The 14810-nt window shown below is 45.5% G+C and carries 14 protein-coding genes; 9 read left to right on the forward strand and 5 right to left on the reverse strand.

What is annotated here, in order from left to right; genetic code table 11:
- Positions 1 to 19: 19 nt before the first annotated feature.
- The 3 genes from GO495_RS07115 to GO495_RS07125 are packed head-to-tail and all read left to right on the forward strand — an operon-like array spanning position 20 to position 4586.
- Complete coding sequence (locus GO495_RS07115) at positions 20 to 2323, forward strand: PAS domain-containing protein (RefSeq protein ID WP_157298979.1); 2304 nt, start codon at positions 20 to 22, stop codon at positions 2321 to 2323.
- Between the two features lie 33 nt (positions 2324 to 2356).
- Positions 2357 to 3103 (forward strand): 23S rRNA pseudouridine(2604) synthase RluF, encoded by a 747-nt coding sequence (gene rluF, locus GO495_RS07120; RefSeq protein ID WP_157298980.1) that lies wholly within the window; start codon positions 2357 to 2359, stop codon positions 3101 to 3103.
- Positions 3096 to 4586 carry an alpha-L-arabinofuranosidase C-terminal domain-containing protein gene (locus tag GO495_RS07125; protein WP_157298981.1) on the forward strand — a complete coding sequence of 497 codons (1491 nt, stop codon included), beginning with the start codon at positions 3096 to 3098 and terminating at the stop codon, positions 4584 to 4586. Before rluF ends, GO495_RS07125 begins: the two co-directional genes overlap by 8 nt.
- On the opposite strand, the gene GO495_RS07130 is transcribed toward GO495_RS07125, so the two are convergent.
- The 5 genes from GO495_RS07130 to GO495_RS07150 form a co-directional block, all read right to left on the reverse strand.
- A complete protein-coding gene (locus tag GO495_RS07130) occupies positions 4569 to 4862 on the reverse strand; it encodes a chaperone modulator CbpM (protein WP_157298982.1) in 294 nt (97 codons plus the stop codon). The two genes, GO495_RS07125 and GO495_RS07130, sit on opposite strands and share 18 nt — an antisense overlap.
- Before the next feature lie 18 nt (positions 4863 to 4880).
- A complete protein-coding gene (locus tag GO495_RS07135) occupies positions 4881 to 5774 on the reverse strand; it encodes a DnaJ C-terminal domain-containing protein (protein ID WP_157298983.1) in 894 nt (297 codons plus the stop codon).
- Between the two features lie 35 nt (positions 5775 to 5809).
- Positions 5810 to 6016, reverse strand: coding sequence for a YwbE family protein (locus GO495_RS07140; RefSeq protein ID WP_157298984.1), 207 nt, complete (start codon positions 6014 to 6016; stop codon positions 5810 to 5812).
- A 36-nt stretch (positions 6017 to 6052) separates the two neighbouring features.
- Positions 6053 to 6937, reverse strand: a complete 885-nt coding sequence (locus GO495_RS07145; RefSeq protein ID WP_157298985.1) for a helix-turn-helix domain-containing protein — start codon at positions 6935 to 6937, stop codon at positions 6053 to 6055.
- 136 nt (positions 6938 to 7073) lie between these two features.
- On the reverse strand, positions 7074 to 8576 hold the full coding sequence (locus tag GO495_RS07150; protein ID WP_170302640.1) for a sigma-54 interaction domain-containing protein: 1503 nt from the start codon (positions 8574 to 8576) through the stop codon (positions 7074 to 7076).
- A 350-nt stretch (positions 8577 to 8926) separates the two neighbouring features.
- On the opposite strand from GO495_RS07150, the gene GO495_RS07155 reads away from it, so the two are divergent.
- From GO495_RS07155 to GO495_RS07180, 6 genes are all read left to right on the forward strand, one after another.
- On the forward strand, positions 8927 to 9844 hold the full coding sequence (locus GO495_RS07155; RefSeq protein ID WP_157298986.1) for an AraC family transcriptional regulator: 918 nt from the start codon (positions 8927 to 8929) through the stop codon (positions 9842 to 9844).
- 210 nt (positions 9845 to 10054) lie between these two features.
- Positions 10055 to 11083, forward strand: a complete 1029-nt coding sequence (locus GO495_RS07160) for a glycosyltransferase (RefSeq protein WP_157298987.1) — start codon at positions 10055 to 10057, stop codon at positions 11081 to 11083.
- A gap of 35 nt (positions 11084 to 11118) precedes the next feature.
- Positions 11119 to 12243 (forward strand): NAD(P)/FAD-dependent oxidoreductase, encoded by a 1125-nt coding sequence (locus GO495_RS07165; protein ID WP_157298988.1) that lies wholly within the window; start codon positions 11119 to 11121, stop codon positions 12241 to 12243.
- Positions 12243 to 12956, forward strand: coding sequence for a methyltransferase domain-containing protein (locus GO495_RS07170; RefSeq protein ID WP_157298989.1), 714 nt, complete (start codon positions 12243 to 12245; stop codon positions 12954 to 12956). The genes GO495_RS07165 and GO495_RS07170 overlap by 1 nt, the downstream gene beginning before the upstream one ends.
- A complete protein-coding gene (locus tag GO495_RS07175) occupies positions 12953 to 14005 on the forward strand; it encodes a type III polyketide synthase (protein WP_157298990.1) in 1053 nt (350 codons plus the stop codon). The genes GO495_RS07170 and GO495_RS07175 overlap by 4 nt, the downstream gene beginning before the upstream one ends.
- Positions 13999 to 14796, forward strand: coding sequence for an SDR family oxidoreductase (locus tag GO495_RS07180; RefSeq protein WP_157298991.1), 798 nt, complete (start codon positions 13999 to 14001; stop codon positions 14794 to 14796). The genes GO495_RS07175 and GO495_RS07180 overlap by 7 nt, the downstream gene beginning before the upstream one ends.
- The last annotated feature ends 14 nt before the right edge of the window (positions 14797 to 14810 follow it).

Consider the following 14810-nt stretch of genomic DNA (forward strand, 5'->3'; position numbering starts at 1 on the left):
TTTTATCTATACCCTCACAATGGAGAATTTTTTTAAAATTATCCTGGAAGATATTCAGGCAGGATACTGGACACTGAATTTTCCGGATTATTCCACTTATGTCAGCGTTGGCTTTAAAGCCAGACTGGGGTATGAAGCACATGAAATACCTGATACGCTGGAGGCCTGGAAATCATTAATTCACGTAAATGATTATAAAAATTACTCCAGATTAATAGAAGAGTACCGGCAAAATAAAGGCAAAGCTCCTTACTCCACCGAAATACGTTATTATCATAAAAATGGCAGTACCATCTGGACAGTCACCTCTGGTCGTATCCTGAAATGGGATAGTGAAGGGAATCCTACCCAGATGGGCGGGGGTATTATTGATATTACCCGTAGAAAACAAACAGAGGAACACCTGGAAGTAATATTTGAATACTCTACAGATGCGCATTTGCTATTTGGGAAAAAAGGGATCATAGATTGTAATAAGGCTGCCCTGGAACTACTGGGCTTTGAATCCAAAGAAGCATTGCTGGAAATGAACCCCCATCCTGCTGTCTTTTCTCCTAAGTATCAGCCGGATGGACGGCTGTCCATGGAAAAAGCAGTGGAGATGGACAGACTGGCCTATGAAAAGGGGCTGCATCGTTTTGAATGGCTGCATAAGCGTATCACTGGTGAAGAGATAATGGTAGAAGTCACCCTCAACCCTGTATTCATCAATGATGAAAGAGTACTGCTCGTTGTCTGGCATGATATCACCGAACAGAAGCTGGGAGAAAATAAACTCCGCCGTAGTGAAATCATGTTAAACGAAACCCAGCAGCTTACCCATAGCGGTAGCTGGGAACAGGACCTCGTCACCGGCCGTAATTACTGGTCAATAGAAGCCTGTAACATATTCGGACTGGAACCCCGGGACGAAGGGCCGCAAACCGCGGAATTCGACAGCATGATCCATCCGGACGACCGTGAATTCTATCTAAACGCTATCAGGGACGCGCTCCGCGAAGGAAAAACCTCTAGCCTGGACGTTCGTATCATACTAAAAGATGGTACCATCAAACATATCCACGCCATTGGCAAACCGCAGCATAATGAGCAGGGAAGGGTCGTAAAATTGCATGGGGCAATTATGGACATCACCGAGTGGAAGGATGCCAAAGAAGCATTGATCAGGGCTAAAGTCCAGGCGGAACAGGCTGCCATTGCAAAATCACAGTTCCTGTCCACCATGAGTCATGAGATCAGGACACCCATGAATGCTGTCATAGGTTTTACCCATTTGCTGATGCAGGACCCCCGGGAAGACCAGAAGGAATATCTCAAAACTTTAAAGTTCTCTGCAGAAAACCTGCTGGTACTCATCAACGATATCCTGGATTTCAGTAAGATAGAAGCCGGCAAGATAGAGTTCGAAGAAGTGGAATTTAGCGTGAGGGATTTGATCAGCAATATCAAACAGGCTACCACACAAAAGGCAAGTGAAAAAAACATCCAGTTAAAACTCATGATCGACGACGATATCCCGGAAATAGTAACCGGAGATCCCGTAAGACTCGGTCAGATCCTTACAAACCTGGTCAGCAACGCCGTAAAATTCACCACCAAAGGGAAGGTCACTATCTGTACCACGCTGATATCCAACAACGGCAGCAAAACAACGATCAACTTTGAAGTTAAGGATACAGGCATCGGCATTCCAAAGGATAAACAGGATTCCATTTTCGAAAGTTTCACACAGGCAAGTTCAGATACAACCCGCAAATACGGAGGCACCGGCCTGGGACTTACCATCACCCGCCGCCTGCTGGAATTACAGGGTAGCGAAATCCGCCTGAAAAGCGTAGAAGGAGAGGGCTCTGTCTTCTCTTTTGACCTTAGCTTCGGAAGCAGCACCAGGAAGATCAGCAAATCCAAGACCTTCCACAAAATGTTCAAGGAAAGTCTAAAGGGCACCCGTGTATTGATAGCTGAAGACAACCAGATCAACGTTGTCCTGGCAAAGGAATTCTTCCGGCGCTGGGATGTGGATTGCGATGTGGCCGAAAACGGGATCATTGCCCTTCAGCTGGTGAAAACAAACGACTACGACCTTATACTCATGGACTTACAAATGCCCGAAATGGACGGCTATGAAACTACCGAACAAATCCGTAAACTAAACGGTACCAGGTACAAAGAACTGCCCATCATTGCCCTCACCGCTTCTGCCATGCTCAATATCCAGGACAAGGCCTTCGTTATAGGTATGAACGACTACATCAGCAAACCTTTCAATCCTGATGAACTATACAGTAAGATAAAACAGTATAGCAGGCATTTCAATAACTAATATTGAAGTAATATTGCAGGATATTAGGGTCATATGGATAAAAGCATCAATAAATACATTAGTGAAACAGGCTTTTGCAGCCGCAGGGAAGCAGATAAGTACATAGAGCAGGGCCGCGTTACCATTAATGATAATATCGCTTCTAAAGGGAACCGTGTCGAAGAGGGAGATGTAGTGGAAGTAGACGGGGAACCACTCAAAAAGAAGAAAGCAACTGTCTTGATTGCTCTTAACAAACCCAAAGGCATCACCTGCACCACAGACACGAAAGATAAGACCAATATTATCGACTACGTCAATTTCTCCTCCCGTATCTTCCCGATCGGGCGACTGGATAAACTTTCCGAAGGATTGATCTTCCTCACCAACGACGGAGATATCGTTAATAAAATATTACGCGCTGGTAACCAGCACGAAAAGGAATACTACGTAGTGGTGGATAAACCCATCAACCTGGAATTTATAAAAGCCATGCGCAACGGTGTACGCATCATGGGCACCACCACACAGAAATGTTTTGTGCACCAGGAAGGCAGCGACCGGTTCCGTATCATCCTCACCCAGGGACTCAACCGGCAGATCCGCCGCATGTGTGAAGCCCTCGGATACAATGTGAGAAGCCTGAAACGTATCCGTATCATGAACATGACACTGAAAGACCTGGCTCCCGGCAAATGGCGGTATTTTACCAAAGAAGAGACCACTACCATCAATGAAATGGTGGCCAACAGCAGCAAGACGGCAAAAGGCAATAACGACAACGACGGAATGGATGAATAGAAGATATTTCATGAAGATGAATACCGGTCTTCTCGCTGGTTCCATGGTACCGGGTACAGTAAAAAGACTGCTCAGTAACAAAACAGCGGAGATCACCGTTCACCCGGAAACCATCACCGGGGATATCTCTCCCAATATTTACGGCCAGTTCATAGAACACCTGGGAAGAGCTATTTACGGGGGCATCTACGACGAAAAAGAAGGCTTCCGCAAAGATGTATTAAGCAAAGTACAGGCATTACACACACCACTGATGCGTTATCCCGGTGGTACCGTTACAAAAATCTATCACTGGAAGGATGGCATAGGGCAGAACAGGCCCGTACGTAAAAACCTTATCTGGGGTGGTAACGACAACAACCATTTCGGTACAGATGAATTCATGGAATACAGCCGTTTAATAGGCGCTGAGCCCTTCCTCACCGTAAACATGTCTACCGGTACTGCTGAAGAAGCTGCCGACTGGGTAGAATACTGCAACGGTACAGATACCTACTACGCCGGCTTAAGAAAGCAAAACGGTCACGAACGGCCTTATAAAGTAAAATACTGGGGCCTCGGTAATGAAGAAGCGGCAAAAGAAGATGCCGGTACTTTACAGGACCCGCAGGACTACATAAAAAAAGCCTGGTATTATGCCAAGCTGATGAAACTGCAGGACCCCGGGATCGCACTGATCATGGTAGGGGATAAGGAAAACTGGAATAAACAGATCTTACAGGAACTCCATCCCATCTGCGACTACATCTCCCTTCACCTCTACGCCAGTACTAAACCCGGTGATCCCGTATCCTTGTTCACTTCCATTGCAGAAATGGAAACGAACATCCGCGCTACCGCTGCACAGATCAAAGCATTCACGCCTGAAAAAGTGGAGCACTTCAGCAAATGGTATCGCTTCCCCAGCCGTCAGCAGCCGGTGAAGATCGCACTGGATGAATGGGGTATCTGGGAAGCAGGCGGAGAAGGGGCCTATGGCCTGGAAATGAAGTACAACTGGAACCATGCCCTGGGAGTGGCCACCTTCCTGAATATCTTCCAGCGTAATGCGGATGTGATCGGACTGGCTACCTGGGCGCAAACAGTGAATGTACTGGCGCCCATTATGACAGATGCCACTTCGGCTGTTTGCCAGACCATCTTTTACCCGATGGAACTCTACAGAAGGCTCTGCGGCAACAGGAGCATCGCCAACGAAATGAGCGATACGAACAACGCCCTGGACATTGCCACTTCAATCAATGATAAAACAGGCATGATCACCATCGCTATCGTAAACAGGGACAGTAAAAATGCCATAGACGTAAAGATCAATGCAAAGGTCACAGGCAATTGGACTGCCCACGAACTGAATGCACCGTCTATAGATGCTGTAAACACACTAAAAGGTCCAAACGTAGTGGATTATAAGCAGCGGACGGTAACAGCAAAGAACTATACCATCGCGGCGCACAGTATCGCCATCTTACAGGCCAGAGTATAGCTGTAGCTTATGCTCTAACTGTTCCATATCTCTCTGCATCATTTTAATTTTATCCAGCAGGTATTTGATGATATCAATACCTTCCGTATTGATACCCATCTCGGCATGCCAGCGGGTGTAGATCTCCAGGTCGGACAGCTGTTCGGATTCTATATAACTGCCGCCTTCAACAACGGTTACCGCTATCAGTCCTTCATCAGCCAGAGCGCTGATAAAAGAACTGTCTATATTATGTACGCTGCAATACTGACTGATAGCTATTAATTCTGTTTGCATAGAGCGTGGATTTTAATATTAAGACTTCGATAATTCCCTGAATAATTCTTTCTGTTTTTCAGTAAGGTTAGTCGGTATCTTCACATTATACGTGATGATAAGGTCCCCGAACTCACCGTCTTTTTTATACACAGGAAATCCTTTGCTTTTCAATCTTACTTTCGTTCCGTTCTGCGTCTCTGGTTTCACCTTCAGTTTCACTTTACTGTCCAGCGTCTCTATCATTACATCACCACCCAATACTGCTGTGTAAAGATCAATTTCAACAGAGGTATAGAGGTCATTATCCAGTCGCTTGAACACAGGGTCTTCCGCAATTACAAAAGTAATATACAGGTCGCCGTTAGGTCCGCCATTAGCGCCCGGTGCACCATGCCCTTTTAATTTAATGATCTGTCCGTTTGCAATACCGGCAGGAATAGTGATCCTCACCTGTTTGCCATTAACGGTTAACGTCTGCTGATGGGTCTTATGTGCATCGCGCAGGCTCAGGTGTAACTCCGCATTAAAATCCTGACCACGGTACTTGCGTCCACCGCCGCCGCCACCACTACGCTGACCAAAGAGGGATTCAAAGAAATCGGAGAAATGTTCGTCTCCAAAGTCGCCCGAGAAGCCGCCACCACTGGCATAACCTGCCTGTGATCTGCCGCCGCCCTGAGATTTAGCCTGCTCGTACTGGTCGGCATGTTTCCAATGCTCTCCGTATTCGTCGTATTTCTTACGCTTCTCCGGATCGCTCAGTACTTCATTCGCCTCGTTAACCTGTTGAAATTTGGTATTTGCTTCCTTGTCGTTGGGGTTAATGTCCGGATGATATTTCCTGGCCAGTTTTCGGTAAGCCTTTTTAATATCTGCTTCTGAAGCCTTTTTATCAACCCCCAGAATCTTATAATAGTCAATAAAAGCCATATGTAATTTTTATACTCCCTGCAAAATTACAAAAACTAATCCTCTTCAGGGGGGCCTATCTCGGCAACGCGACCTATTTGTCCATCCTCAAGACGAACTTTTATACCCCGCGAATGAAACGGGGAGGAGGTTAAAAGATCCTTAACAATACCATAAGTGATCTTTCCGCTACGCTGATCCTTTTTGAGAATAATACCCACTTCCAGGCCTGGGTATATATCCTTCCTGTTCTGACCTTCCATAAAATAAAATTAAGCTCCAAAGCTAACTATTTTTGTTCAGGATGGCATAATGTGACATTCTTTTTTGAATTCCGAAAAGTTAATACCGGTGCTGTTCTTGAAGAATTTACTAAAGTGTGCAATGTCTGAAAATCCCAGTTGCCACGCCACCTCTTTCATACATACATCAGAGTAGGCCGCCTGCCTTTTCGCTTCCAGTACGATCCGCTGGCGGATATGATGACTGGCAGGATAACCGGTGATTTTCTTTACGATCTCGTTCAGGTAATTAGGAGTGACCGACAGTAATCTGGCGTAGTCTGCTACCTTTTTCTGCTTGCGGAAATTCTTTTCCAGGTATGATTTAAATTTCTCTGCCAGTTCAATGTTTCTGGATTGCATAGTAGTTTTCAGTACAGTAGGGAATTGTCTTGTCAGGTAAATGAGGAAGATCTTAAAATAACGCCTGAGTATTTCTGCTTTGAACGGGTAGCGGTTCCCGCATTCCTTCATCATCTTCTGCGTGATCTCATATATTTCGGCAGAGATATCATCCTGGATACGGATGTTCGTTGATTTTGAGAAGGTATCAAAGAAGCCGGAATGATACATCGGATCAAATTCATGTTCATTCTTAAACAGGAAGTTCTCTGTAAAGAGAAAGAGATACCCTTCCATATCCTGTTCTACTTTTAATTGGTGCACCTGCCCGGGAGTGATACAGAATACGCTGTTTTCGGCAAGCGCATACTCTTTCAGATCTACATTCATACTACCGGTGCCTTTTGTGATCCAGATCAATTCTACATAATCCTGCATATGCGGCATCTCATTGTGCAGTCTTACATTTTCTTCTGTCCAGCAAAATTCCATGATCACAAATGGTAGTTCAGTTGGCTGATTTTCAAATCTTAACAAAGGGAAGAATTCAGGATACTTCATATGCTAACGGTTTGGCCCTATAAAGACGAAATACGTGCCTGAATATAATATATTGTTAGTCAGTTGTTTAGTGGCATTCCCGGCATTTGAAAAAAACGATATTTCGCGGTTTTACTATTTTCTTAACGATATTTCGTTATTCCTTCGTGCCGGGGTAGTGTTGCCGCTTAATCCCCAGTTTTTTCATTTTAGATTCCAGGGTAGTGGGAGGAATGCCCAGTGCCTGGGCGGCCCCTTTTGCGCCGCTTACCCTGCCATTACACTTCGCCAGTACATAGAGGATGTACTCTTTTTCATGCTCTTCCCAGGTTTTAATGGCAAACCCTGTTTCTGACCGGATATGGGAAGACGATGCCAGCTGCAGGTCCTGTATGTAATCGCCCTTGCATAAAATGGCATTCCTTTCGATCACGTGTTCCAGCTCGCGGATATTCCCCGGCCAGTCATAAGCTGATAATTGCTGTAACACTTCTGGACTGATCCCTCTGAATACCTTTCCCAGTTTAGTCCCCATCTGTTGCAGAAAATGTCCGGCCAGCAGGGGAATATCCTCTTTCCTTTCCCGCAGCGGAGGGATGTAGATAGGAAATACGTTCAGGCGAAAGTAAAGGTCGGCCCGGAACCTGCCTGCCATTACTTCCTTATCCAGCTCACGGTTGGTGGCCGCAATGATCCGCACATTCACCTTAATCACTTTGTTGCTGCCCAGGTGTTCTATCTCTTTCTCCTGCAGGGCGCGCAGCAGTTTCGCCTGTAATTCAAGCGGTAGTTCGCCTATTTCATCCAGGAACAGTGTGCTGCCGTCCGCCACCTCAAATTTACCAATGCGTTTCTCAATGGCGCCGGTAAAAGCCCCCTTTTCATGACCGAACAACTCGGACTCGATCAGCTGCGGTGGCAGGGCCGCGCAATTCAGCTTTACCAGCGTTTTGGCGGCACGGGATGACAGACGGTGGATAGCCTGCGCAATCAGCTCTTTCCCTGTTCCTGTTTCTCCCAGCAAAAGCACAGAAGTATCCGTCCTGCTTACCATGCTGATATGATCAAACACTTCAAGCAGCGGTTTACTTTTACCGATCATTTCTTCAAAAGGATAGTTCTCAGGTACAGAAGAGGGAATTAATTCATTGTTTAATTTCTCATGTAGCAGGATATAAGAAACCTGTATGGCGATAAGGTCGGCCAGCTTCTCAAATATTTCAGGAGAAGGGAAATGATGCTCCTGAAAAGACTCCATCGCCAGATAGCCGGTCAATGCATTATTTACATATAACGGGATAATACAGGCACTTTTAAAACCACTTTCTTTATGTAACAAGGACAAGGGAAAACGGGAAAATGAATTAATTTGATGGTGGTGAATAATAAATGGTTTCGACTGGGTCAGTGCACCCTCGCATATGAACGTGTTTTTAAATAAATTCTGTTTTACGAGGGGATGCATATTCTCTGTAAAGCAGGAGTAGTGGATATATCCCTCAGCATACACGACGATATAAGAAGAATCAAAATTGATAATTCTGCGCAACTCTTTTTTAGTATTGTTCATGAACTGTTTCCTGTTAATAACAGGCGTAACTGCATTTTTGACATTATAAGGTTGATCCTTTCCCGACGGTTCATTTCTTGTTCTTTTCATGGTCTGTATATAAATATCGCATCCTCAATGCAGGGCTGAACTGTTTTACTGGATCATAGCTAATAAGCTCCGGAGTATATGTTGGCCTAAACACTTGTGAAAATAATCAAAAAATCCAGCCCTGGATATTCACTAAATAGCGTGACAACGATTAGTGAATTCACTCTATTTGGTGAATTAGAGCTGAGTAGTATTCGCTTAATATATTGATAATCAAATAATTGAATGGGTGGTATGTATTTTGCCTCTTAGGAGGGAAAATCTGAGACCCATGAAAATGCCTTGTTCCTTAGCCAAGCCAGTTAGCGTTTTATAGACCCATTAAGTACACAACAATTAATTACCTCTCTATGACAAGTATGATCCGGTATTCCTGTAAACGGCAGCCAGATGACAGATCCTGGTTCGCAATGCAACACACCACCACCAATTTGCCTTCTTTTGAATTAGATGCAATCGAATGTGGAGAACATCTTTTACGACTTAACAACGATGCTCCGCATCGCAATAACTACTTTAAAATAGTATGGATCACCGCAGGTTCGGGTACCTGTCAGATAGATCTGGAACAGATGGACCTGACACCTGATCGCGTGTACTGTATCACTCCCGGCCAGTTACATCATTTCAGGGCCAACGATGATGTAAGAGGATATATACTTACCTTTTCCCCTGATTTTTTATTGATACCGGACGATACGACCTCCCTCATCTTTCGTGCAAACTCCCTGCAAAAGAATGCCTACGCCAGGGTCATAAAAGTAAATGAAGAAATGCAGAAAGAGATGCTGGACATGCTGCAGAAAATGTTGAAAGAGTATTATAACTTTTTCCTGTTAAGATCAGAGATCCTGCGTGGCCTGCTGAAGATCTTCCTGATCTATTTAACACGGCAGTACGAACCTTCCACCACCAATGCAGTGAAACCGAAGACGATAGACCTGGTCAACAAATTCTTCGACATCGTTGAGAAAAAATACATGACCCACAAACTGGTATCCGTATACGCAGAAGAATTATGTATCACTCCTAATCATCTCAATGAAATTGTAAAAAAGGCTTCCGGTTTCCCTGCCAGTCATCATATCCGCCAGCGCGTGCTGCTGGAAGCAAAAAGACAGGCTGCTTATTCAGGGGCCAGCATGAAAGAGATTGCCTATAACCTGGGCTTTGAAGATATCTCTCACTTCAGCAAGTTCTTTAAAAACCTCTCAGGACTCAATTTTACCAATTATAAAAAGACAGCTATTCAATATGCACGCTACTGATACACATTATTCACAGTTTCAGGTATTACTGAAGCTGTGAATACGATACACCCTGTGGAACAATCTGCTCAGTTGTGTACCTGCTTTTTTAAGTAGTGGCCGCTTTAAAAGCCCGGTACACATCGCTCTGCCCAACAATAGGAACTTTGGTTTGCTTCTTGCCGGTACAAGACGGGAAGTCATTATTCCATTGTAAATCCTAATATTAATATGAGCGTTCAAGAGCATGGGCAGCGCCTGAAAATTTTTACCTGGCATACGCATAGTAGCTACCTGTATTATTTATCACAGGGGAATTATGACATTTACATTCCTGTTAATAAACAGGATACGCCTGGTTATACAGGGAAAGGAAAGACATTGCCATTTGGGGCCAACGTGTTTGAAGTGCCTGCCGAAATGGTAAAGGATATGTCTTTCGATTGTATCCTGTATCAGTCTACAAAAGATTACCTGGTAGATCAGTATGCCATTCTATCGCCCGCCCAGCGAAAGCTGCCACGTATTTACCTGGAACATAATACACCTTCTAAAAGTCCGGTTTCAACAAAACATGTCGTCAATGACCGCCGCATTTGCCTGGTACATGTAACACATTATAACAGGTTGATGTGGGATAACAACCGTACACCCACTACCGTAATAGAGCATGGGGTCACTATGCCCGAAGTTCCTTATACAGGCGAGCAGCAACGCGGTATCACTACCATCAATCACCTGCCGCAGAGAGGCCGTACCGTTGGCTGGGACATTTTTAAACAGGTCAGGAATATCCTGCCGGTAGATTTTGCAGGTGCCGGTAATGAGGAAGAAGGGCTGGGTGTGATACCATATGCACAGCTATCTGCTTTCCGTGGTAAATACCGTTTTTACTTTCATCCTGTAAGACATACCAGCCTGGCCCTGTCCGTATGCGAAGCCATGATGCAGGGAATGCCGGTGGTAGGACTCGCCACGACAGACCTGGTGACTGTTATAGAAAACGGGAAGAATGGTTTTATCCATACGGATATTACTTACCTGATAAAGAAAATGAGATTATTGCTGGATGATCCCGAACTGGCAATAAAAATAGGAAGAGAAGCACAGCTGACCGCTATGAAGCGGTTTAATATCATTCGCTTTACGGCCGGGTGGGAACGTCTTTTCCATACTGTTTGCGGCGGAGAAATGGCCGAAACATTATACAATGAGCAATGGTTCGGTAAACAAACACTCACCAGGGAAAACAAACCGTAAATTGTTTAAATTGTGCCTGATTATTGACTTGAACAATGAGGGATGTCATCATAGCCGGGGGGGGACTGGCAGGGCTCACCAGCGCTATCCATCTGTCCCGTGCGGGTTTACACGTTACTGTTGTCGAGAAGCACCCATATCCCAGACATAAAGTTTGCGGAGAGTACATCTCTAATGAAGTATTGCCTTACCTGCAATGGTTAGGGGCAGACCCCGCTGTGCTGCAACCTGCACAGATCAACCGTGTAAGTATTTCCGCCATTACCGGTAAGATGGTGGAAACCATACTGCCTATGGGCGGTTTTGGCATCAGCCGCTATACCTTCGATCAGTTCCTGATGCAGCAGGCCGTCAACAATGGTTGTGAACTGCTGGAAGATACGGTAACGGATATCCTTTTTGAAGATAACAGCTTCAACGTCAGCACCGCAGAGAACGGCTTGTTAAAAGCCCGCTTCGTACTGGGTGCTTATGGCAAACGTGCCATACTGGATCAGCAACTGAAAAGATCGTTCTTACAGGAACGCTCTCCCTGGCTGGCGGTAAAGGGGCATTATAAAGGCGGCTTCCCGGACGGGCTCGTAGCCTTGCATAACTTCAGCGGTGGCTACTGCGGCGTTTCTAAAGTAGAGAATGATATTATCAATATCTGCTACCTGGTGAACTACAACACCTTCAAACAATACAAAAACATAGATACACACCGGGAACAGGTACTATACCGGAATAAACACCTGAAAGAGGTCTTTGAGAACAGTGAACCGATATTCGACCGCCCACTGACCATCAGCCAGGTATCCTTTGCTGCAAAGGAGAAAGTAGATCAGCATATTTTAATGACAGGCGATACCGCCGGCTTAATACATCCGCTTTGCGGAAACGGTATGGCAATGGCCATCCATAGCGCTAAAATAGCGTCCGAAGAAGTACTGGACTTCTTTACAACAAATTCTCCTTCCCGTAATACACTGGAAAATAACTATATTAAAAACTGGAACAATGCTTTTGGAAAGAGAATCGCTGCCGGTAAACTGTTATCTGCCCTGTTCAGAAAACACCGGCTTTCAACAGCTATTATGAAAGGATTAGTACTGTTCCCAATGCTGTTGCCGGTCATCATCCGGCAAACACACGGGAAAGAATTAAACGTGACCGACTGATGTTTATAAACACCCGGCAAAGGACCCTGGCGCCCGAGATCATGGACGACTTTCTGCTGGAAGGGGATGAACTGAAGGACAACCTCGACGAGATTGCACAGATCAACCGCCTTCTGGGAGGCAATAAAGCTACTTTAAGCGGAGTAGCTGCCCTGCTGCTGCAGATAACTCCCGGGCAGACCATCACCATCGCAGACATCGGCTGTGGCAACGGCGATATGCTGAGAGAGCTATCGGATTACGGAAAGGAACATAAACTACAACTGAAACTATTGGGCATCGATGCAAATAACTTTACTGTTAGTCACGCTACTGCCTTATCCGCAAACTATCCGGATATCAGTTACGAATGTATAGATGTCATGGACGGGTCGTTTGAGCATATCTCCTATGATATCCTGTTATGCACCCTCACCCTGCATCATTTTAAAACAGGAGAGATCATACAGTTAATGAACCGGTTCCGCCGCAAAGCCAGGATAGGTATCGTGATTAACGACCTGCAACGCAGTGCTCTGGCTTACCGTTTGTTCCAGCTGGTATGTATAGTGTGCCGGTTGGGCAAAATTTCAAGGGAAGATGGGCTTACCTCTATTCTCCGGGGCTTTAAAAGAAAGGAGATCGTTGAATTGTCAGAAAAACTAAATATCGTACATTATACCCTCAGATGGAAATGGGCTTTCCGTTACCAGTGGATAATTTCAAATTTATGAGCGTTAAAATACAAGCTGTTGCGAAGGCCTTACCTCAGTATTCAAGAACTACAGAAGAGATCATACCTTTCCTGGACCTCTGGTTAGCCGGACAGGAAGACCGCTTCGTCCGCAAAGTGAAGAAGATTTTTGAGAATGCTGCGGTAGATAAGCGTTATTCGATCATGAGTCCTGAAGAAGTGTTTAACAACACTTCCTTCGAAGAGAAAAATGACATTTATGTAAGAGAAGTAACCATCCTGGGCAAAAAATGCCTCAAAGATGCCCTGGAAAAAGCAGGCTTGCAGCCCCGCGACCTGGACTATATCATCACCGTAAGCTGTACCGGGATCATGATCCCTTCTATGGACGCTTACCTGATCAATGAGATGCAGTTACGCCAGGATATCGTTCGCCTGCCTGTTACAGAAATGGGCTGTGCTGCCGGCATATCAGGCATGATCTACGCCAAAAAGTTCCTGGAAGCCAATCCAGGCAAGCGTGCAGCCGTTATTGCGGTAGAATCGCCTACCGCTACTTTCCAACTGGACGATTTTTCTATGGCTAATATTGTAAGTGCTGCTATCTTTGGGGATGGAGCGGCCTGTGTAATATTGTCTTCCTTTGAGGAAGATAAAGGGCCTGAGATCATTGCCGAAGAGATGTACCACTTCTTTGATGCCATACATATGATGGGTTTTAAACTCACCAATACCGGCTTACAGATGGTGCTGGACGTGGAAGTGCCGGAACGTATCGCGGCTCACTTCCCCGATATTGTGCATCCTTTCCTGGCAAGGTACGGTACTTCCATTGAAGAGGTCAATCACCTGATCTTCCACCCCGGTGGTAAAAAGATCATACAAACAGTAGAAGAACTGTTTGGAGGGCTGGGTAAAAATATAGATGATACTAAAGAGGTGTTGCGCCTGTATGGTAATATGTCCAGCGCTACCGTACTGTATGTGCTGGAACTAATGATGGACAAGGGAATTCCCGCCGGTGATAAGGGGCTGATGCTGAGTTTTGGCCCGGGCTTTTCTGCACAGAGAATCTTATTACAATGGTAAAGGAATTTGCAAGCCACCAGTACTGGGCGGTTGTACTGGGCGGAAGTAGCGGCCTGGGACTGGCTGCCGTCCGTAAACTGGCAGAACATGGTATGAACATCTGTATCGTTCACCGTGATCCGCGTATAGACATGGAAAAGATCAATGCGGCTTTCGAAGCGGTGAGAGCCAAAGGTGTCCGGCTGATCTCCTTTAACGCAGATGCCATCAACCCCGAAAAACGTGCAGAGATCCTGCTACAGTTGAAAGAACAGATGACAGAGAGCGGAAAGGTGCGTTGCCTGCTGCACAGCATAGCAAGGGGCAACCTCAAGGCAATGGTGTCGGAGAAGGGGCCTGTGCTGGGTTTAGATGACTTCCGCCTCACCATGGAAGGCATGGCCTTCAGCCTGTACGAGTGGACGCAGGGGCTGGCAGACAGTGGTTTATTTGCACCGGATGCCCGGATCATTTCCTTTACCAGTGAGGGCAGCAGCAAAGCATGGAAGCACTATGCAGCGGTATCTGCCGCTAAAGCCGCTCTGGAAGCCATTACACGGAACATAGCCCTGGAATATGCAGCACAGGGGCTCCGGGCAAATTGCATACAGGCGGGAATTACAAATACCCGTTCTTTGCAGATGATACCTGGAAGTGAACAATTGATCAGTTATGATAAAACAAGGAATCCTTTCCAACGTTTAACCACACCGGAAGATATCGCCAACGTAGTGTATCTCTTATGTAAAGATGAAGCTGCATGGATCAATGGTGCTATTATTCCTGTTGATGGAGGGTCACATATCAGTTAATATTATTTAAATAC

Source organism: Chitinophaga oryziterrae, from assembly GCF_009758125.1.
Classification (GTDB): Bacteria; Bacteroidota; Bacteroidia; order Chitinophagales; family Chitinophagaceae; genus Chitinophaga; species Chitinophaga oryziterrae.

What these genes read in the sequence shown, in the direction of transcription:
- GO495_RS07115 (WP_157298979.1), top strand. Translation starts at nt 20, where the DNA reads ATGGAGAATTTTTTTAAAATTATCCTGGAAGATATTCAGGCAGGATAC.
- rluF (WP_157298980.1), top strand. Translation starts at nt 2,357, where the DNA reads ATGGATAAAAGCATCAATAAATACATTAGTGAAACAGGCTTTTGCAGC.
- GO495_RS07125 (WP_157298981.1), top strand. Translation starts at nt 3,096, where the DNA reads ATGAATAGAAGATATTTCATGAAGATGAATACCGGTCTTCTCGCTGGT.
- GO495_RS07130 (WP_157298982.1), bottom strand. Translation starts at nt 4,862, where the DNA reads ATGCAAACAGAATTAATAGCTATCAGTCAGTATTGCAGCGTACATAAT.
- GO495_RS07135 (WP_157298983.1), bottom strand. Translation starts at nt 5,774, where the DNA reads ATGGCTTTTATTGACTATTATAAGATTCTGGGGGTTGATAAAAAGGCT.
- GO495_RS07140 (WP_157298984.1), bottom strand. Translation starts at nt 6,016, where the DNA reads ATGGAAGGTCAGAACAGGAAGGATATATACCCAGGCCTGGAAGTGGGT.
- GO495_RS07145 (WP_157298985.1), bottom strand. Translation starts at nt 6,937, where the DNA reads ATGAAGTATCCTGAATTCTTCCCTTTGTTAAGATTTGAAAATCAGCCA.
- GO495_RS07150 (WP_170302640.1), bottom strand. Translation starts at nt 8,576, where the DNA reads ATGAAAAGAACAAGAAATGAACCGTCGGGAAAGGATCAACCTTATAAT.
- GO495_RS07155 (WP_157298986.1), top strand. Translation starts at nt 8,927, where the DNA reads ATGACAAGTATGATCCGGTATTCCTGTAAACGGCAGCCAGATGACAGA.
- GO495_RS07160 (WP_157298987.1), top strand. Translation starts at nt 10,055, where the DNA reads ATGAGCGTTCAAGAGCATGGGCAGCGCCTGAAAATTTTTACCTGGCAT.
- GO495_RS07165 (WP_157298988.1), top strand. Translation starts at nt 11,119, where the DNA reads ATGAGGGATGTCATCATAGCCGGGGGGGGACTGGCAGGGCTCACCAGC.
- GO495_RS07170 (WP_157298989.1), top strand. Translation starts at nt 12,243, where the DNA reads ATGTTTATAAACACCCGGCAAAGGACCCTGGCGCCCGAGATCATGGAC.
- GO495_RS07175 (WP_157298990.1), top strand. Translation starts at nt 12,953, where the DNA reads ATGAGCGTTAAAATACAAGCTGTTGCGAAGGCCTTACCTCAGTATTCA.
- GO495_RS07180 (WP_157298991.1), top strand. Translation starts at nt 13,999, where the DNA reads ATGGTAAAGGAATTTGCAAGCCACCAGTACTGGGCGGTTGTACTGGGC.